The organism is Treponema denticola ATCC 35405 (assembly GCF_000008185.1).
In the GTDB taxonomy this organism is placed as follows: Bacteria; Spirochaetota; Spirochaetia; order Treponematales; family Treponemataceae; genus Treponema_B; species Treponema_B denticola.
The window spans coordinates 465,167-485,520 of the sequence record NC_002967.9 but is presented as its reverse complement, the minus strand read 5'-3'; the positions used below and the strand labels follow the sequence as shown (position 1 = coordinate 485,520).

Below are 20,354 nucleotides of genomic sequence, written 5' to 3'. Positions count from 1 at the left end.
TTAAAAAATGCAATCTAAAAATCGCTTTTTTATCGCAATCATATTTATCTTAATCTTACTCTACGGCTGTAAAACAACCGATACAAGTAAAAAACAAAACTACAGTCAAGCCGAGTATTTTAACATGGCAGAGAGCACTGCAAAAGAAAAAAAGACGGAACAAGAGCTATATACTATTATACAAAAGCCATTGAAGCAGACCCGGCTTATATTGAAGCCTATCTAAATCGAGGAGAAATGTATTATTATGTAAATGAACACGAAAAGGCTCTAGCTGACTTTGATAAGGTAATTGAGCTTAATCCGAAAGAAGATAAAACTTATTACTGGAAAGGATTAGTATATGAATATTTAAAACAATACGAGAGTTCACTTGTGTATTTAAATAAAGCTATACAACTCAACGATAAAAATTACAAATATTATGAGCTTAGAAGCTTGGTTTATAAACAACTCCGTGAATATGATAAAGCCTATAGCGATGTAAATGTTGCAATTAAATTAAATCAAAATAATGGAATACTATACAGTTTAAGAGGTCTATTAAATAAATATTTAAATAAATATAATGATGCAATTATCGATTATAACAAATCCATCGAACTTATGCCTGAGTTTATAGCACCCTACAAATCATTACTAAGTATATATTTACAGACTCAAAATTATGAAGCAGGCCTTGAAGTTGCCAATAAAGCTATTAATATTGAACAATCTTGGATATTATATAGTACAAGAGGATATCTATTTTTAATGCTGCAATCATATAATGAAGCAATATCCGATTCTAATAGAGCAATAAAACTAAATTCAGGTTTTGCAGACTCATATCTGACAAGAGGCAAAGCTTATTTAGCCCTAAAAGAATACAAAAAAGCTATAGAAGATTTTGATAGGGCTATTGAATTGGATTCGGACAATATTGATAAAGTTAAACAAGAAGCATACGAAGCTCTAGCTGAAATGGGAGAAAAATAATTATTAATAATTTAAAACTTCAATTATATAATCAAGCCTGGCTTTTAGACTATTTAATTGTGAAAGCTGATAATCAAGATTTTGAATTTTAAAATCGATCTCGGTTATATAGCCTTGTTTTAGTAAAACTTCTGAAGAAGCTAAACGATTTTGTATATTCTCTTTATTCTTTTCTGCTAAAATACAAACCTCGTTTAAGATATTTAAATTTATTTCATGAACTTCTTTTTTATTTTGATAGTTCATACTAAGAGCTTCAATTTCCAGTTTATTTAAATTAAGCAGTTCTTTAGTAGTCTTATCTATATCATAGACTTCATCAAGTGGAGACAGCGGAATATTTATTCCAATAGCAAAATTAAAAAGCCAGTCCTTCTCGGCCTTCCAGTAATTTTGAATAGTATCTTTAAATTTCACACCGCCTTTTGATTTAGAAGCCGGATCAAGTGTAAATGAAAATATAAACGACGGAAGCCGATTAAGCTGTTCTTTCAATGTATAATATTGATTTACCTTCAATTGCTTTTGTTTAAGTAAAAATTCGGCATCGGTATTTATATACTCATGAGAAATATAGCTTTCAAGTTTTTTTATCCAAGATTCAATATTACTCGGCATTGCATCTGCACTCATCCCTGTCAAATTTAAAGTATGAAGCATTTGAAGGTATCTTTTTTTTGAATTTAACAAATTTAATTGATTATTATATCTTTTTGTATTTCTTTCCGAAAGTTCAAGCGTAGAAAGTTTTCCTTGCTTCCATAAAGCTTCATCATTTAAGCCCAGTTGTAAATCTATTTGTGACTTTTCTTCCTCAATTGCTATAGTCTTTTTTTGAAGCCAATAAGAAACAGCAACATATATTGCCTCTGCAATTATTTTTTCTTTTATTCGTTGTAATTCCAAATCGGCAAAACTAATACTATTTTCACCCAAATAAAACTCATGCTCTGAATACGGTTTTAAAATAGCCGGAGCAAAAAAATAAAGCGGCATTGAAAATTGAGTTTTAGCGGAAGAGCTGTATTCATTTTTTATACCTTTTATTTTACTTAAAGCAAATGTATTATCAATATTAAAAGTTAAGCCCATTCCCATAGGTAGGGTTTGTTTTAAATTGAGACCTGTTGTAAAGGCATGTATTTGATCATGAGTCTTAATCTCCACATTGCTAATATAGTTTAACTTTAAAGATAATTTAGGAATCCATCTATATTGTATTTTTTGTGCTGTCGTTTTTTTTATATTATATTTACTAAGAGCTTTTTGATATTCATTACTGTTTGTTAAAACCCCGGCAATAAATTCTTCATATTCAATTGCATATAGTGAAGATAATATACAGCATATAAATATATAAAAAAATTTTTTCACCATACAAGATCCATCGTTTTTAAAAAATGCCATAAGATACTTTGCTCTCTTAAAATAATGCGGGCATCAATTTCAAAACCGGGTTTTACAAAGTATTCTTTTTTCTCTTTATCAAGTAATACATTCTTATCGAGAGTTCCTGTAACGGCAAAATAGACCGAACCATCACGGGCTACAAATGAATCCGGTTCTATATTAACCACTTCCCCTGTTCCGCCGCCGAATTCATGATATGGGAATGCGGTAAATCGGTATTTTATTTTCATTTTTTCCATTATTTTACCTGCATCTTTTGCAGGAACACGGATTTCGATTTTATAGTTATCTGTTCCATCCGGAACAATATTAAGAATCGATTGCCCTACATTAATATAATCGCCTTTATTTAAGGAAGAAATTTCTTGTACATAACCTGATATGGGTGATCTAATGCAAGTGTTTTTTAAAGAAAGATTCGCATCTTTTAATTGACTGTATATTTTTTCTTTTTCTATTAAAAAGTTATCCAGTTCAGAAAGAAGAGAATTAATAAATTTATTTTTGTAAGTAGTCAAATCCAGCTCTGCCATATCTGCCTTGTATTTTAACTCTCTTAACTGAGCCTGTTGAATTGCTGTTGCAGGTAATTCAAGTGCTTCAAGCCATAATTTTTTCACCATATTATAACGTTTTGTCAAAATTTCTTTTTCATTTACATAAACTCTAAAGCGTGCATAAGTTGAGCTGTCTGTCTTAGAAATTAAATTTTTATCGGCATGATAACTTTTAATTAAATTTTTGAGTCCTTCAATTTTTTTATTTATTTCATCATAATAGGCTTGAAGAGCTTCTTTTCTTGCCGAATAAATACTGTCATCAATTTTTACAAGTTCTACACCCTTTTCTATTTTTTGTCCAGGCAAATAATTTATTTGTACAATCTCACCTGCAATTATATTTTTTACTAATGATATATTTTGTACAGGCCTTACCTGTCCTTTTGCATATACTACTTCTTCCATTTTTCCAAATATGCAATATAAAAAAGCAAACAGCATCAAGCTACCTATTATGTAAATAAAAACAGTTAAAACTACAGGCGGTTTTTGTAAAAATATTTCGTGTTTATAACGTAAATCTTTAAGATGTATAAGGCGTATAGGGTTCATAGTTAAGAATAAAAGTTAAACACCTGTATTTTGAGCATTCCAAAGATCGGTATATATTCCGTTTTTTAAAATAAGCTCTTTATGTGTTCCTTCTTCTTTTATTTTACCTCCATCAAAAACAAAAATTTTATCGCAATTTATAATTGTCGAAAGCCTGTGAGCAACAATAATTGTAGTTTTATTTTCAATTATTTCTTCAATTGTGTTCATTATAGCTTTTTCGGTAATAGCATCTAAACTTGCAGTCGCCTCATCAAGTATCAGTATTTTAGGTTCTCTAAGTAAAATACGGGCCAAGGCTATACGCTGCCGTTCACCGCCCGAAAGAGTTGCTCCCCGTTCTCCTATAATTGTTTCGTAACGATCGGGCAGCTTATTGATAAAAGCATCGGAGCGGGAAACTTTTGCAGCATAATACAAGGCATTTTCAGGTAAAAACCCGTTTCCCCATAAAATATTTTCTCGAATTGAACCTGAAAATAATAGAACTTCTTGAGGTACATAACCTATAAGTTTACGATACGATTCGGTTTCCAAATCTTTTATATTTAAACCGTCAATAAGGATTTCCCCGCTTTGAAAATTATAAAATTTCATAAGCAGTTTTACAAGTGTTGTTTTGCCTGAACCGGAGGCTCCTACAAAAGCAATTTTCATTCCGGGTTTTATATTTAAATTAATATTTTCTAATGTATTACCATGTAAACCGTAGGCAAAACAAAGGTCTTTAATGTCGATAGAACCTTCTATATTTTCTATTTTAGTTTTTCCCGAATAGGTTGTTTTTTCGATAGGCATATCAAGTATTTCGGAAAGACGGTTTGCTGCAACAAAGGCTTCCTGTAAAGTGGGTTGTAAGGTTAATAAACGCCCTAAGGGGCCTAAAAAATATCCCGATAAAATAGAAAATGCTATCAACTGCCCGAGGCTCATAGTTCCGGTTAATATTTTAAAACTGCCTACCCAATAAACGCCTAAAGTTCCAAGCTGTGAGAGAGTCATTTGCACGGCATTTTCTATATTTGCAAGCGTACCTATTTCAATCCCCTTATTTACGGAATCTACCATTTTTACCTCGGTTCGCTCAAATGCAAGATCTTCACTTGAAAGAGCCTTTACCGTTCCTATTCCGTTTATGGACTCTACCATACCCGAATATTTTTCGGCATCTATTACGGCCTTTTCTTTTATCATTCTCCTATATGGCTGCACAAAAAAACATATTACAATAGCGGAAATAATAACCGGAATAACGGCAATCAGCATGAGTATACCGCCCGATGCACATAAAAAAGCTCCGCCTACAACCAACATTAGAGAGTCCAAGATAATATTCATTCCTGTAGAAGACAGAACCTGTCTTATAGTATTTACATCATGAATACGGGAAAGGACCTCTCCTGTTTTGCGTGTAGTAAAAAAATCCATCGGAAGATGAATAACATGGTCAAAGTATTCAAAACTTAAAGCAGCTTCCATCTTACTGCTCATATGAAGCATAAGTTGATTACGCGAAATATTTAACAGCGTTTGAAAAATAATTACAACAAGGTATCCTAAAGAAACCAAGTTAAGCGTTATTTTTGTACCTGAATATAAAACTTCATCAACCAAAAACCGAAAATAAAAAGCAACGATTATACCTAAAAAACTTAAGAGTATACTTGCCGTAAGAACTTCGCCTACTATTTTTTTATGGGGCTTTAAAAGATAAAAAAAACGGGTTAAAATACTGCCTGAATCTTTATTTAACTTAAATTTTTCTTGAGGAGTTAAAACAAAAAAGACACCGCTCCACTCTTTTTTAAATTCACTTATAGGTATTTTCAAAAGCCCTGAAGCAGGGTCTCCTATAATTACGTTATCTTTTTTAATTTTAAAAATTACAACATAATGTTCTGAATCATTTCTTTTTAAATGAGTAATTATGGGGAAGACGATGTCCTCGGAAAATTCTTTTTCGGGACTTAAAGCTCCCTGACATGAAAATCCTAATTCTTCTGCACCGCGAACAATTCCGTATCCTGAGGTACCGCCTCTATCCGTACCTGCTATTTTGCGTATATAAGAAATAGGTATTCTTTTCCCGTAATATTTGCAAAGAGTTGCAAGACAGGCAGGACCGCAGTCCTGAGTATCTTGCTGCAAGACCACGGTTAAATTGGATTTTTTATTAAACACGGCTCCTTACACCCCAAACGGCTCTTCTTTTATTGCAGTATCGTTTACAGGAAGCCCCGCAACATTTAAACTTGTTATCGGTTGTAAGGCGGATAATTCATTACTTATAATAGTAGAATTAAATGCACTTGATTCTTGTGCACTAAAAGGTTTTGTACCGTATAACGAGCCTAAATAATATTCATTGTTTGTATCGATACTTAGAGGTATCATATCGCCAGGTTTTGGAATTTTTGGAGGCTTAGGTTTACTGCCGTCGTTATTTCCTCCACCGCCTCCGTTTCCGGGAGAGGAGTCCTCATTAGGAGGAGCCGGGTTTTCGCCGTCACCATCTGTAGGAGGTGTTTGATTTCCATCGCCGGTATTTTCAGGTGGAGTAGTTACACTTCCTTCATCATTATCTTCATGGTCATCTATAGACTCATCAGTATTTTCATCAGAATCGTTAGAATCTCTGCCAGAATCGGAATTATCGGAAGCTTCTTTTTTCTTCCGCTCTTCTTCCTCTTTCGCAAGCCTTTCTTTTTCAGCCTTTTCTTTAGCCGCTTTTTCTTCTGCTATCCGTTTTGCTTCGGCTTCGGCTATTGCTCTTTCTTGTGCTGCTCTTTCCGCTTTTTTCTGTTCAATATAATCACCGGCTGTTATTCTTCCTAAAAGAACATCATCTACATTTTTATCTCCTTTTCTTATTATTGATAATAAAGTCATGTTATTATTTCTTAATTCCTTAGCTCTTCTATCAATAGAATCTAGATTGTCAACTATATATTTGGCCGTATTTGTAACCATTCCAATAGGAAAAGGAAAGACATCCTCTTTTGTTCTGAATTCAGAAAACATAACAGAATTTTTTAGTTCTTCAAGTCTTTCTTCTTTTAATTTTCCAAGATATTCATTTTCTTCTGCTTTTCTTTTTCCATAATTTATATAATTATTTTCATCATAAGTAGAATCATGTATTGAAATAGATTGTTTTCCTGTTAAGTCATTATAAGCAAGCCCGTATCTTTCAAAGCCTTCATTTGCTCTAAAGGTTTGATTGCGATCATAGTAATATTTGACAGTTCCGTCTTCAAATCCTTTTTGAAAGCTTTTACTTACGGTACTAAGTTCATTCTTACTGCCCACATTTGATATTTGAGGGTCTGTAGTCGGCGTATTCTTATCGAGATCCGGGCGTACAGTAGAAATATGACCGCTATATCTATTTCCTTTTTTATCAGTTTCTGTATTTTCCCACATAACAACTACCGTATACCCCTGATTTGCCAAATCTTGAGCCTGTTCAGCAGTAATTTCCTGTATAGGACAATCGGCTTTACCTTCAGCGTATAACTCGTTATACTTTTTTGTATAAGCTTCATTATAATTTTTAACCGAGTTCGGCCCTATATAGTCAAACCCTGCCTCTATATTTGTTAGTCCAACCTCCTTTATCTTAGCGTTAACCCATTCTTTTGCATATTTATCTATATAATTTTCGACATTTTTACAGGCTGTATTTGCATTAACCCAATATCCTGCGCCTCTTTGACCTTCTTTTCCTTCATACCCATCCGGTTTCCCATAAAATGGTTTCATATGTACACCGGTAGCTTCCATTACATCATAACTTGATTGGTTACACCAAGTTACATCTTCTGCTGCACCTTCATAGTCAAAATTTCCTTTTGCATAAGGCCGATAAATTGCCGCTTCACGCACAACATCCTGTGCATATTTTAAATTAGTTCTTCTTACAATTTCACCCACAGAATTATATTTTTCTTTATCCGTTCCGCCTCTTACCAGTAATAACTCTTCATCCGTCAATTTAATAAATTTTTCCATTTTTTAATCATCCCTATATTTTCTTTTTAATAAAATAAACTCTTTTAAAGTATCATTCCATTGATAATCATCTATCCATTCACCGCTCCTCGACTTATCTTTTATTATAATCATTTTTTTATACCAATCAATACCTACTATATCGTAACGATTATCATATACATAACCGGAAACAAAAGATCCATCATTATATTCAATAATTAATAGTCCTCCGCCGTATATATCAAATAAAGCAGCAAGATATATTTCATTTATTCCGTTTTGATTAAAGTCGGCTATCCACCCTTGTGAAAATTTAAAGCCGAAATCTTTCACTTCAGAAAGTTTATCATACCTAAGCCCCGGATAAAAAAAACCTCCGGAATTACTAATATAGTAGTCATTAATTATTTTATCTTCAGAAACTATAAAACATCGCACTCTTTCTATAAACTGATCATCTATTTCAGGATTCGGATGATCCCTATAAAACATAACAAAATATTCATCATATCCTGAGTTTGTAAAGTTCCCCTTTACATAATCAAGGATTTTCATATCATACTGTTTATACCCCTCCGTTTTGGCCCCCGTCTTCCAATCCGTATTAGCAACCTCAAGATATAAAGGATATTGTGTATTTTCGTAATCTTCAAACAGTTTTATCATTTCATCTTTTTTTTCATCGTTTTCCATACTATATATAGAGCCGTGCACTTGGTTTTCTATAAGTTCGTCATTTATTTTTACCATATTAGTCTCACTTAAAAGGTCATAAGAGAGAGGAAGATACATCTGTTCAATGTTATACCACTTATAGGTAACCTGATAATCAAGAATTCCGCCGTTTTGAGTAGGAGCTTTATATTTACAATAGCAAAATTCACCATCTTTTTTTATCTCATAAAAATGAATAAAGTCAAGATTATCTGCATGACTATAAAGTGCCGGAGCCTTTTGCTGTGCCAGATTATCAATACTCATAAATACCGGACATTTATATCTTAGGATATCTTCTTTTTTATCCAGTTCGGTTCTAAGCTGCTTAAGCTTTTCTTCATATGCTTCACTTCTTTTGTATTTTTCTTCTAATTCCTTAATTTGTTCAGGGCTCTTCACGTGCGTGTTATATTCGGGCTTTGATAAAAATTCATTTTCTTTCGGTTCAATTTTTGCAGATGATTCAACTTTTGTCTCCTCAGGCTTCTGTTCTTTAAGCTCTTTAGAACACGAAAATAAAAGAGCCGCTAATATTAAGATAAAAATAAGTTTTAATTTGTCTTTTTTCACTATAACCTCCATACCTTAAGATTTTAACATCTATATATAGAAGTTGTCAAGTGTTTTATATTTAAATTCCCTACACCCCAAACGGCTCTTCTTTTATTGCAGTATCGTTTACAGGAAGCCCCGCAACATTTAAACTTGTTATCGGTTGTAAGGCGGATAATTCATTACTTATAATAGTAGAATTAAATGCACTTGATTCTTGTGCACTAAAAGGTTTTGTACCGTATAACGAGCCTAAATAATATTCATTGTTTGTATCGATACTTAGAGGTATCATATCGCCAGGTTTTGGAATTTTTGGAGGCTTAGGTTTACTGCCGTCGTTATTTCCTCCACCGCCTCCGTTTCCGGGAGAGGAGTCCTCATTAGGAGGAGCCGGGTTTTCGCCGTCACCATCTGTAGGAGGTGTTTGATTTCCATCGCCGGTATTTTCAGGTGGAGTAGTTACACTTCCTTCATCATTATCTTCATGGTCATCTATAGACTCATCAGTATTTTCATCAGAATCGTTAGAATCTCTGCCAGAATCGGAATTATCGGAAGCTTCTTTTTTCTTCCGCTCTTCTTCCTCTTTCGCAAGCCTTTCTTTTTCAGCCTTTTCTTTAGCCGCTTTTTCTTCTGCTATCCGTTTTGCTTCGGCTTCGGCTATTGCTCTTTCTTGTGCTGCTCTTTCCGCTTTTTTCTGTTCAATATAATCACCGGCTGTTATTCTTCCTAAAAGAACATCATCTACATTTTTATCTCCTTTTCTTATTATTGATAATAAAGTCATGTTATTATTTCTTAATTCCTTAGCTCTTCTATCAATAGAATCTAGATTGTCAACTATATATTTGGCCGTATTTGTAACCATTCCAATAGGAAAAGGAAAGACATCCTCTTTTGTTCTGAATTCAGAAAACATAACAGAATTTTTTAGTTCTTCAAGTCTTTCTTCTTTTAATTTTCCAAGATATTCATTTTCTTCTGCTTTTCTTTTTCCATAATTTATATAATTATTTTCATCATAAGTAGAATCATGTATTGAAATAGATTGTTTTCCTGTTAAGTCATTATAAGCAAGCCCGTATCTTTCAAAGCCTTCATTTGCTCTAAAGGTTTGATTGCGATCATAGTAATATTTAACAGTCCTATCAGGATAATCATCCAAACCAAATCCTTTTACTACATCTGTTATCTCATTAAAACCTCCTACATTACTTATTTTTGGATTATTTTTATATTTATCATAATTTAGATCCGGGCGTACAGTCGAAATATGTCCGCTTCCTTGGATGATTTTACCGTTCTTTAGTTTCTTTGGGGGATTTTCCCACATGGCAACTACCGTATATCCTTGATTTGCCAAATCTTGAGCCTGTTCAACAGTAATTTCTTGTATAGGACAGTCAGCTTTACCTTCAGCGTATAACTCGTTATACTTTTTTGTATAAGCTTCATTATAATTTTTAACCGAGTTCGGCCCTATATAATCAAATTCCGCCTCTATATTTGTTAATCCAACCTCCTTTATCTTAGCATTAACCCATTCTTTTGCATATTTATCTATATAATTTTCAACATTTTTACAGGCTGTATTTGCATTAACCCAATATCCTGCTCCTCTTTGCCCTTCTTTTCCTTTATACCCATCCGGTTTCCCATAAAATGGTTTCATATGTACACCGGTAGCTTCCATTACATCATAACTTGACTGATTACACCAAGTTACATCTTCTGCGGCGCCTTCATAGTCAAAATTTCCTTTTGCATAAGGCCGATAAATTGCAGCTTCCCGTACAGTATCTTGAGACTTTTCAAGATTAATACGCCTTTTTCTCGATAATATTACCTCATCATCTATAGCATCATTAATTTCTCCTCCTCCGTTTATTTTTAACAACTCTTCATCAGTTAATTTAATAATTTTTTTCATTTCTTAATCCTCCTAATATTTGCTCTTTATATAGAATAAACTCTTTTAAAGTATCATTCCATTGATAATCATCTATCCATTCACCGTTTCCCGACTTATCTTTTATTATAATTATTTTTTTATACCAATCAACAGATACTATATCGTAACGATCACCATATACATAACCAGTAACAAAAGATCCATCATTATATTCAACCATTAATAGCCCGCCGCCTTCTATATTAAAAAAAGCAGCAAGATATATTTCATTTATTCCATTTTGATTAAAGTCGGCTATCCACCCTTGTGAAAATTTAAACCCGAAAGCTTCCACTTCAGAAAGTTTATCATTACTAAGACCTGGATAAAAAAAACCGCCGGAATTACTAATATAGTAGTCACTTATTATCTTGCCTTCAGAAACTACAAAACATCTCACCCTTTCTATAAATTGATCATATATTTCCGGATCAGGATCATCTTCATAAAACATAACAAAGTATTCATCATATCCTGAGTTTGTAAAGTTCCCCTTTACATAATCAAGGATTCTCATATCATATTGTTTATATCCTATAGTTTTGACTCCCGTATCCCAATCTGTATGCACAACTTCCTTAAATAAAGGATATTGTGTGTTTTCGTAATCTTCAAACAGTTTTATCATTTCATCTTTTTTTTCATCGTTTTCCATACTATATACAGAACCGTGTACTTGGTTTTCTATAAGCTCTTCATTTATTCTTCCCATGTTGTTCTCACTTAAAAGATTATAAGAGAGAGGAAGATACATCTGTTCAATGTTGTACCACTTATAGGTAACCTGATAATCAAGAGTTCCTCCGTTTTGAGTAGGCGCTTTATATTTACAATAGCAAAATTCACCATCTTTTTTTATCTCATAAAAATGAATAAACTCAAGGTTATCTGCCGGACTATACAATACCGGAGCCTTTTGCTGTGCCAATTCATCAATAGTAATACCTGTAGGGAATTTATAGTTTAGGATTTTTTCTTTCTTATCCAGTTCGGCTCCAAGCTGTTTAAGTTTTTCTTCATATGCTTCACTTCTTTTGTATTTTTCTTCTAATTCCTTAATTTGTTCAGGACTCTTCACGTGCGTGTTATATTCGGGCTTTGATAAAAATTCATTTTCTTTCGGTTCAATTTTTGCAGATGATTCAACTTTTGTCTCTGCAGAGTTCTGTTCTTTAACCTCTTTAGAACACGAAAATAAAAGAACCGCTAATATTAAGATAATGATAAGTTTTAATTTGTTTTTTTTCATTATAACATCCTTACTTATATTGTTTATTTGATAAAAGAACATAACAATGCTCTTTTTCACACCACTGATATTCCGCAAAATATTTAGGTCTGGTATCTTTAGAATCCAATACCAGTGACCGAAATGGATTAGTTTCAACTACTATTTTAGATTGTTCCCAGTCAACTGATTTAAGAATATCTCCTCGATTAGTGATAGGTATTTCAACAAATCTATTATCAATAAATTCTATTGAGAAAAAACTTGAACCGAATACCTCTTTGCGGTGAACAAATATTTCATTCCTTCCATTTTGATTAAAATCGGCAATCCACCCAAAAGAAAATTGCTCGCCCAAATCTATTTTTGTTTTTTCTCTCGGTACAACATGCCCCCAATGCCCCGGGAGTTTATACATTTTAATTACTTTATCGTTTTCCATGATAAAACACTCGACATATTTTATATAGCTATACTCCAAAAGAAATATCCCATCTTCCAACTCAGATTTAGTAAAAGGAGCCGTGAATAAAACTATATATTCATCTTTTCCTGAATTACTAAAATTACCCTTTACATAATCCAACACCTTATACGGTTTGTCACCCGTTTTATGCCGATATTCCTTGGTGTATTTATTTATGTATCTTTCAAATATTTTAATATTTTTATCTTTGTTTATATCTTTTTCGGCTTCTGTTATTTTCCCATGAAGTTTTTTTGATCCCTGTACTTGCCTATCGGCTATTACGGGTTTTTCTCTTAGTGCATAATTTGTATAAGCAAAATTTTTCGGGTATGGATAAAAAGTATAAACAACATCATATATTAATTCTTTTCCACTTGGAAGGTTTAATGTCTGCTTACAATAAATAGTTTTATTATCCGAATCAACTTTGACTATCTCTGTATTTTTTTGTCTGTTTAGATAGTCAATGCCGCTTTTTTCAAACTCTTCATACGAATTTCCATGAACATCGTACATATCTATTTCTAACTGGATTTTATGCAGACTCCAGGCATGTCTTTTTTTGCTTTCCAGTAATTTTATAAGCTCTGTTTTAGGTGTGTTTTCATCGGTCAGTACAATCGGCGGTTCTTCTTCAGTAACGTCATTTGTAACTACAGACTTCCGCTCTTCTGCCGATTCTTTAATTTCTTTAGAACACGAAAATAAAAGAATACCGGCTAAGATTATTAAAGATATTTTTAGCTTCACAATAATTGCCCCTAATATTTTATATTTACCCAATCATCTTTAGTCCAATCCCATGACATCTTATATGACCTATTCGGAGATATATTACATGACTGAAGCCAATAGTTATCATCATCTTCATTCCATTGAAAGATTTCTTTATACCATATTATACCGTAGGTGTCGTCTCTCAATTCTATACTGTAATAGTTACCGTTAAAAGTTTTTTTATGCCAATCTACATTGTTAAATTCATCTCCTAAAATTTCTATACACTTAAATTCAAAGTCTTTATCGATAAATTCGGCCATAGTAATACGTACAGTACCCTTCCATGGAAAATATATATATATTTCATTTATTCCGTTTTGATTAAGGTCGGCTACCCACCCTTGAAAAAATTGTTTACCGAAATTAGTTATATAAGGCATTTGTCTCGGATTCAACGAACCATATAGGCTTGAACTTTTTTCATAAGCAGGTAAAAAAATACTGCCTCTAAAATAAATATTATATACTTTTTTAAATGTACTACCTTCAACAATAAAACAAGCTATATCGCATATATTATTTTTCCATGTTATATCAGATAGTTTTCCATCCTTACTATAAAAATTAGGATGATGCTCTCCGGCTTCTTCCATCTCTTTTCTAGAATCATTGGTAAAAAAAACTATATATTCATCATATCCCGAATTTGTAAAATTTCCTCTTATATAGTCCAACACATAATATGTATAATGATATTTATCATTTTTATCAAGTTTTGTCATATATGATTCAAACATAGGTATTAAGCTTTCTCTATCGGGATCTTCTTTTGATTCTATTACAATCCCGTGTACTTGCTCTTTTATTATTTTTTCATCAATTACACCTATGTTTAACTCTTGCTCAAGTTCGTATTTTGTATTTACGAATTTTTTTGCTCTTTTATCCCATTCATATTTTATACTATAAAAAAAATCCTTGCCGTTTTTAGCCGTTCTTTTTTGTCTGCATTCTATTTCTTTTTCTCTTTCGAATTTTATAACCTCAACATCGGTATAATAAATCCTGTTATCTTTTCCTATATTCGTCCTTGTATACAATGCTTGAATGTATACCAAATCATAGTCATCTAATACAAAAGGAGTTCCTACAAACTCATCTTCTTTTCCCTTCCCTGATACTCCTGATATTTTATTACTTTCTATCATTTTAGAAAATTTTTCTATTCGCATTTCTCTGCCGCTTTTTGTATCAGAAGCTTTACACGAAAATAAAAGAAACGCTAATATTAAGATAAAGATAAATTTTAATTTGTCTTTTTTCACTATAACCTCCATACCTTAAGATTTTAACATCTATATATAGAAGTTGTCAAGTGTTTTATATTTAAATTCTTTTTCAGATAACCTCTTTTTACTTTTAGTTATATTCATCTCAATACTTTTTATTTTTATACTTCAACCTCCATAATTTATTTTCTATATATGCTGTTTCATCTTCCATTGTAAACATAAAATCCTTACCCTTCCTTACCCAAACATTATATTTATATCTACCCATTCTAGTGCCATAACATGTACCTGTATATCCGGGCCCTTCAAAAACTTTGTACTTTCTTTGAAAATGATGCATTAATATGTATGTATCTTCATCAGAAGATCGGGTCCTAAAATGTATAACCTTACCTTTATACCACCAAACGCAGACTTCTTCATCCCTACTTTCAAAACCATCCGGGTTATCCTTATAAACAGAATAATACAAATCAGAAACTGGTGAAAAACCCGCCCCTTTATAAATAATGTAATTGTTGAAAAGTTTTGTTTTTATTGTTTCCATATCATCTTTTATGTGAAGATCATAAAAATATAAATCGCCAAGTTCCAAAATATCGTCGGATCTTCGATCGGCTTCTTCAAAATAAGTTTTATACCCGTCTCTGGTCATTATAATGGTTGTCGCCTCTGTCGGATAGTATATCTCATTTCGATAAATAACATTATTTTCCGCTGTGTGTGAATAATAATCCGGTGTTTCAAAATATGTATACCCCTTCCCGCTTGATTCTTCTAATTCCCATATTTTAGGGTAGATATATTCTAAATCAGGAAGATAAAATTTATAAAATCCCAGATTGTAAGCAAAAAATTTGATAAATCTTATTATTTTGTCATCTTTAAAAATTATATAAAAATCATTACTTGAATCTTCTTCTAAAGTCTTATCATCAGGAATGTAAGCCTTACAGCCCATCTCTTGTAAGCTTTTAGGCATCATTGCTGTAGAATATAAACCGTTAACTCCAAAATCTTTTAATTTGGCTAATGCCTGTTCATAGGTATCGTTTATATTTAAGTTATAAAATAATAAACTTCCCTTTGCCATATAGTGCTTTTCATCGGAAAGATATTTAAGCCCCTCTTTTTCGGCTTTTTTAGCGGGTGTTTCGTTTATAACTTCTTTTGTTTCCGTTTTTTCTTCTTTTGCCTGAGTTTCTTTAGACTGAGACTCTGTTTTTGTAGATGTTTCAACTTTTGCTTCGACAGGCTTCTGTTCTTCCGCAGGTTCTTTAACTTCTTTAGAACACGAAAATATAAAAGCCGCTAACATTAAGATAAAAATAAGTTTTAATTTGTCTTTTTTCACTATAACCTCCATATCTTAAGATTTTAACATCCGTATATAACAGTTGTCAAGTCTTTTAGATGGAAATTTTTACACCCCAAACGGATCTTCTTTTATTGCAGTATCATTTACAGGGAACCCTGCAACATTTAAACTTGTTATAGGCTGTAAGGCGGATAATTAGTTATACTTTTTTGTATAAGCTTCATTATAATTTTTAACCGAGTTCGGCCCTATATAATCAAATTCCGCCTCTATATTTGTTAATCCAACCTCCTTTATCTTAGCATTAACCCATTCTTTTGCATATTTATCTATATAATTTTCAACATTTTTACAGGCTGTATTTGCATTAACCCAATATCCTGCGCCTCTTTGCCCTTCTTTTCCTTTATACCCATCCGGTTTCCCATAAAATGGTTTCATATGTACACCGGTAGCTTCCATTACATCATAACTTGATTGGTTACACCATGTTACACCTTCTGCGGCGCCTTCATAGTCAAAATTTCCTTTTGCATAAGGCCGATAAATTGCAGCTTCCCGTACAGTATCTTGAGACTTTTCAAGATTAATACGCCTTTTTCTCGATAATACTACCTCATCATCTATAGCATCATTAATTTCTCCTCCTCCGTTTATTTTTAACAACTCTTCATCCGTCAATTTAATAAATTTTTTCATTTTTTAATCCCTCCTATATTTTCTTTTTAATAAAATAAACTCTTTTAAAGTATCATTCCATTGATAATCATCTATCCATTTACCGCTCCTCGACTCATCTTTTATTATAATCTTTTTTTTATACCAATCAATACCTACTATATCGTAATCATTACCATATACATAACCGGTAACAAAAAACTCGCCATTGAATTCAATTATAAATAAGAAATTCCTACCTGTGCTAAAATGAGTTACAAAATATATTTCATTTTTACCGTTTTGATTAAAATCCGACACCCACCCTTGAGAAAACTCAAATCCAAAATTTTTTAACCCAAAAAGACCGCCTCGTTCAATATGCGGTGGAAAAAATGATGCACTAGGAACAGTAATATAGTAATCTTTGATTATCTTATCTTCATCAACTACAAAACATCTCACTCTTTCTATAAACTGATCATATATTTCCGGATCAGGGTCCTCTTCATAAAACATAACAAAATATTCATCATATCCTGAGTTTGTAAAATTCCCCTTTACATAATCAAGTATTCGCATATCATACTGTTTATATTTCTTAGTTTTGACCCCCGTGTCCCAATCCGTATTGACAACCTCAAGATATAAAGGATATCGTGTATTTTCGTAATCTTCAAACAGTTTTATCATTTCATCTTTTTTTTCATCGTTTTCCATACCATATAAAGAGCCGTGCACTTGGTTTTCTATAAGTTCGTCATTTATTTTTACCATATTAGTCTCACTTAAAAGGTCATAAGAGAGAGGAAGATACATCTGTTCAATGTTATACCACTTATAGGTAACCTGATAATCAAGAATTCCTCCGTTTTGGGTAGGAGCTTTATATTTACAATAGCAAAATTCACCATCTTTTTTTACCTCATAAAAATGAATAAAGTCAAGATTATCTGCATGACTATAAAGTGCCGAAGCCTTTTGCTGTGCCAGATTATCAATACTCATAAATACCGGACATTTATATCTTAGGATGTCTTCTTTCTTATCAAGCTCGGTTCTAAGCTGTTTAAGACTTTCCTCGTATGCTTTACTTCTTTTGTATTTTTCTTCTAATTCCTTAATTTGTTCAGGACTCTTCACGTGCGTGTTATATTCGGGCTTTGATAAAAATTCATTTTCTTTCGGTTCAATTTTTATAGATGATTCAACTTTTGCTTCAACAAGCTTCTGTTCTTTAACTTCTTTAGAACACGAAAATAAAAGAACCGCTAACATTAAGATAAAAATAAGTTTTGATTTGTTTTTTTTCACTATAACCTCCATGCTTTAAGATTTTAACATCTATACATAAAAACCGTCAAGTGTTTTATATTTAAATTCTTTTTCAGATAACCTCTTTTTACTTTTAGTTATATTCATCTCTCGCTTCCTCCATAATTAAATATACCTGCATTTACAAGATTTAATGAAAATAAATAATCTTTTTCATCTCTATCACTGCCGTAACCTTCAAGCCGCCTTAAAATAAATATATAAGGGCCCATCATAGTGCCGCAACAATAATAAAAAGGATCGTCGGCACTGATGAGAGGATATTTTCTTTTAAAATACTGCATTAAAATATATGAATCTTCTTCGTCTGTATATACATCCAATAAAACTATCTTGTTTCCGCAACAGGCAACCCAATCAGATTTTTTTTTTGGTTTTAAGTGCATAAATAAAATCATCAAGATTTACAGAAGTCGAATGATAAGAAAAGAATTCATCTTCATAATCTACATTGAATTTATTCATTTTTTGTTTGACTATTTCAATATTATCTTTGATATTAAGTCCGTAAAAATATAAATCACCAAATTCAAAAATCTCATCTGCAATTTTATCTGCTTTTTCAAAATAAGATTCATAACCGACTCTTGTCATAACTACTGTAGTTAAAGCTGTAGGCAAGTAATGCTGATTATGATAAATAACACCTCCCATTTCCTTTTTATAATAATCATAGCCGCTTGAATCTGTTTTCATATCATCAACTATGGTTAATTTATTAGAAGTGCCGGCATTATAAAATTTCTCAAACGCCGTATGTTCCGCTTGATATTTTATAAATCTTATTATTTTATTATCTTTGAAAATTATATAAAAATCATTACTTAAGTCTCTTTTATAAGATGAATCATCGGGTATATATGCTTTACAACCAAGTTCTTGCAATTCTTTGGGCATAATTATTGAGGCAGGATAGAATCCGTCTACGCCAAACTTCCGTAGTTTTGATACAACTTCGTCATAAGTGTCATTTATATTTAAATTATAAAAGAGCAAACTTCCTTCCTTGTAATAGTGTTCATCATTTGAACGATATGGAGTGCTCCTCGACATAAATCCGCTGCTTGGTCCGCCGTTAAGATTTCTTAAAAGATAAGTTTTACTTTCTTCTGCTAATTTTTCTGTCAAATTTTTAGTTTTTAAATCGGCTTCTTCTTTTGCCTGAGTTTCTTGAGTCGGAAGCTCTGTTTTTGCAGATGATTCAACTTTTGTCTCCTCAGGCTTCTGTTCTTTAATTTCTTTAGAACACGAAAATAAAAAAGCCGCTAATATTAAGATAAAAATAAGTTTTAATTTGTTTTTTTTCATTATAACATCCTTACTTATATTGTTTATTTGATAAAAGAACATAACAATGCTCTTTTTCACACCACTGATATTCTGCAAAATATTTAGGTCTGGTATCTTTAGAATCCAATACCAGTGACCGAAATGGATTAGTTTCAACTACTATTTTAGATTGTTCCCAGTCAACCGATTTAAGAATATCTCCTCGATTAGTGATAGGTATTTCAACAAATCTATTATCAATAAATTCTATTGAGAAAAAACTTGAACCGAATACCTCTTTGCGGTGAACAAATATCTCGTTTATTCCGTTTTGATTAAAATCTGCAATCCACCCAAAAGAAAATTGCTCGCCCAAATCTATTTTTGTTTTATCCCTCGGTACAACATGCCCCCAATGCCCCGGGAGTTTATACATTTTAATTACTTTATCGTTTTCCATGATAAAACACTCGACATATTTTATATAGCTATACTCCAAAAGAAATATCCCATCTTCCAACTCAGATTTAGTAAAAGGAGCCGTAAACAAAACTATATATTCATCTTTTCCTGAACCGGTGAAGTTTCCTTTTACATAATCAAATACCTTATACGGTTTGTCACCCGTTTTATGCCGATGTTCCTTAGTGTATTTATTTATGTATCTTTCAAATATTTTAATATTTTTATTTTTGTTTGGGTTTTTTGCAGCTTCCGTTATTTTTCCATGTACTCTTTTTGCTTCCGGTACATGCCGGTATGCTATTATTGGTTTATCTCTTAGTTCATAATTTGTATAAGCAAAATTTTTCGGATATGGATAAAAAGTATAAACAGCATCATATATTAATTCTTTTCCACTTGGAAGGTTTAATGTCTGCTTACAATAAATATTTTTATTATCCGAATCAACTTTGACTATCTCTGTATTTTTTTGTCTGTTTAGATAGTCAATACCGCTTTTTTCAAACTCTTCATACGAATTTCCATGAACATCGTACATATCTATTTCTAACTGGATTTTATGTAGACTCCAGGCATGTCTTTTTTTGCTTTCCAGTAATTTTATAAGCTCTGTTTTAGGAGTGTTTTCGTCGGTTAATACAATCGGAGGTTCTTCTTCAGTAAAATCAATATCTTCATCATCTTCTTCTTTTGAAGGAATGGTATGCTCAAGTATTAATAAGGGTTTCTTTTCCATAACTTCATTTTTAACTACAGAGTTCCGCTCTTCTGCCGGTTCTTTTATTTCTTTTGTACAAGAAAATAAAAGAACCGCTAACATTAAGATAAAAATGAGTTTTAATTTGTCTTTTTGCATTAAGGAATTCTCCATGTTTAGAGTTTCAT

At 32.1% G+C, this 20,354-nt stretch carries 13 protein-coding genes and 2 pseudogenes; 1 reads left to right on the top strand and 14 read right to left on the bottom strand.

Annotation, left to right across the window (positions count from 1 at the left end):
* Positions 1 to 7: 7 nt before the first annotated feature.
* Positions 8 to 978: pseudogene (locus tag TDE_RS02075) on the top strand (tetratricopeptide repeat protein).
* Between the two features lie 3 nt (positions 979 to 981).
* Here TDE_RS02075 and TDE_RS02070 read toward each other — a convergent pair.
* The 14 genes and pseudogenes from TDE_RS02070 to TDE_RS02005 form a co-directional block, all read right to left on the bottom strand.
* Positions 982 to 2,355, bottom strand: coding sequence for a TolC family protein (locus tag TDE_RS02070; RefSeq protein ID WP_010956742.1), 1,374 nt, complete (start codon positions 2,353 to 2,355; stop codon positions 982 to 984).
* Positions 2,349 to 3,353, bottom strand: coding sequence for an HlyD family secretion protein (locus tag TDE_RS02065; protein WP_245522436.1), 1,005 nt, complete (start codon positions 3,351 to 3,353; stop codon positions 2,349 to 2,351). Before TDE_RS02065 ends, TDE_RS02070 begins: the two co-directional genes overlap by 7 nt.
* A gap of 162 nt (positions 3,354 to 3,515) precedes the next feature.
* Positions 3,516 to 5,681: a peptidase domain-containing ABC transporter gene (locus TDE_RS02060; protein WP_002681480.1), complete on the bottom strand. Its 2,166-nt coding sequence runs from the start codon at positions 5,679 to 5,681 to the stop codon at positions 3,516 to 3,518.
* A gap of 6 nt (positions 5,682 to 5,687) precedes the next feature.
* Positions 5,688 to 7,511 carry a hypothetical protein gene (locus TDE_RS02055; RefSeq protein WP_010956741.1) on the bottom strand — a complete coding sequence of 608 codons (1,824 nt, stop codon included), beginning with the start codon at positions 7,509 to 7,511 and terminating at the stop codon, positions 5,688 to 5,690.
* Between the two features lie 3 nt (positions 7,512 to 7,514).
* Positions 7,515 to 8,780 (bottom strand): clustered-type lipoprotein, encoded by a 1,266-nt coding sequence (locus tag TDE_RS02050; protein ID WP_002685101.1) that lies wholly within the window; start codon positions 8,778 to 8,780, stop codon positions 7,515 to 7,517.
* A gap of 70 nt (positions 8,781 to 8,850) precedes the next feature.
* Positions 8,851 to 10,695 carry a hypothetical protein gene (locus TDE_RS02045; protein ID WP_010956740.1) on the bottom strand — a complete coding sequence of 615 codons (1,845 nt, stop codon included), beginning with the start codon at positions 10,693 to 10,695 and terminating at the stop codon, positions 8,851 to 8,853.
* Positions 10,679 to 11,965 (bottom strand): clustered-type lipoprotein, encoded by a 1,287-nt coding sequence (locus TDE_RS02040; protein ID WP_010956739.1) that lies wholly within the window; start codon positions 11,963 to 11,965, stop codon positions 10,679 to 10,681. Before TDE_RS02040 ends, TDE_RS02045 begins: the two co-directional genes overlap by 17 nt.
* Before the next feature lie 10 nt (positions 11,966 to 11,975).
* The gene (locus tag TDE_RS02035) at positions 11,976 to 13,163 is read right to left on the bottom strand and encodes a clustered-type lipoprotein (RefSeq protein ID WP_010956738.1); all 1,188 of its coding nucleotides are present in this window, start codon (positions 13,161 to 13,163) and stop codon (positions 11,976 to 11,978) included.
* A gap of 11 nt (positions 13,164 to 13,174) precedes the next feature.
* Complete coding sequence (locus TDE_RS02030; RefSeq protein ID WP_002681458.1) at positions 13,175 to 14,458, bottom strand: clustered-type lipoprotein; 1,284 nt, start codon at positions 14,456 to 14,458, stop codon at positions 13,175 to 13,177.
* A gap of 109 nt (positions 14,459 to 14,567) precedes the next feature.
* Positions 14,568 to 15,779: a lipoprotein gene (locus TDE_RS02025; RefSeq protein ID WP_002681456.1), complete on the bottom strand. Its 1,212-nt coding sequence runs from the start codon at positions 15,777 to 15,779 to the stop codon at positions 14,568 to 14,570.
* Between the two features lie 159 nt (positions 15,780 to 15,938).
* Positions 15,939 to 16,442 carry a bacteriocin-type signal sequence gene (locus tag TDE_RS02020; RefSeq protein WP_010956736.1) on the bottom strand — a complete coding sequence of 168 codons (504 nt, stop codon included), beginning with the start codon at positions 16,440 to 16,442 and terminating at the stop codon, positions 15,939 to 15,941.
* A gap of 3 nt (positions 16,443 to 16,445) precedes the next feature.
* On the bottom strand, positions 16,446 to 17,714 hold the full coding sequence (locus TDE_RS02015; protein WP_010956735.1) for a clustered-type lipoprotein: 1,269 nt from the start codon (positions 17,712 to 17,714) through the stop codon (positions 16,446 to 16,448).
* Positions 17,715 to 17,818: 104 nt separating this feature from the next.
* Positions 17,819 to 19,043: pseudogene (locus TDE_RS02010) on the bottom strand (hypothetical protein).
* Positions 19,044 to 19,053: 10 nt separating this feature from the next.
* Entirely contained in the window at positions 19,054 to 20,325 is a 1,272-nt protein-coding gene (locus tag TDE_RS02005; protein WP_010692167.1) for a clustered-type lipoprotein, read from the bottom strand.
* Between the last annotated feature and the right edge of the window lie 29 nt (positions 20,326 to 20,354).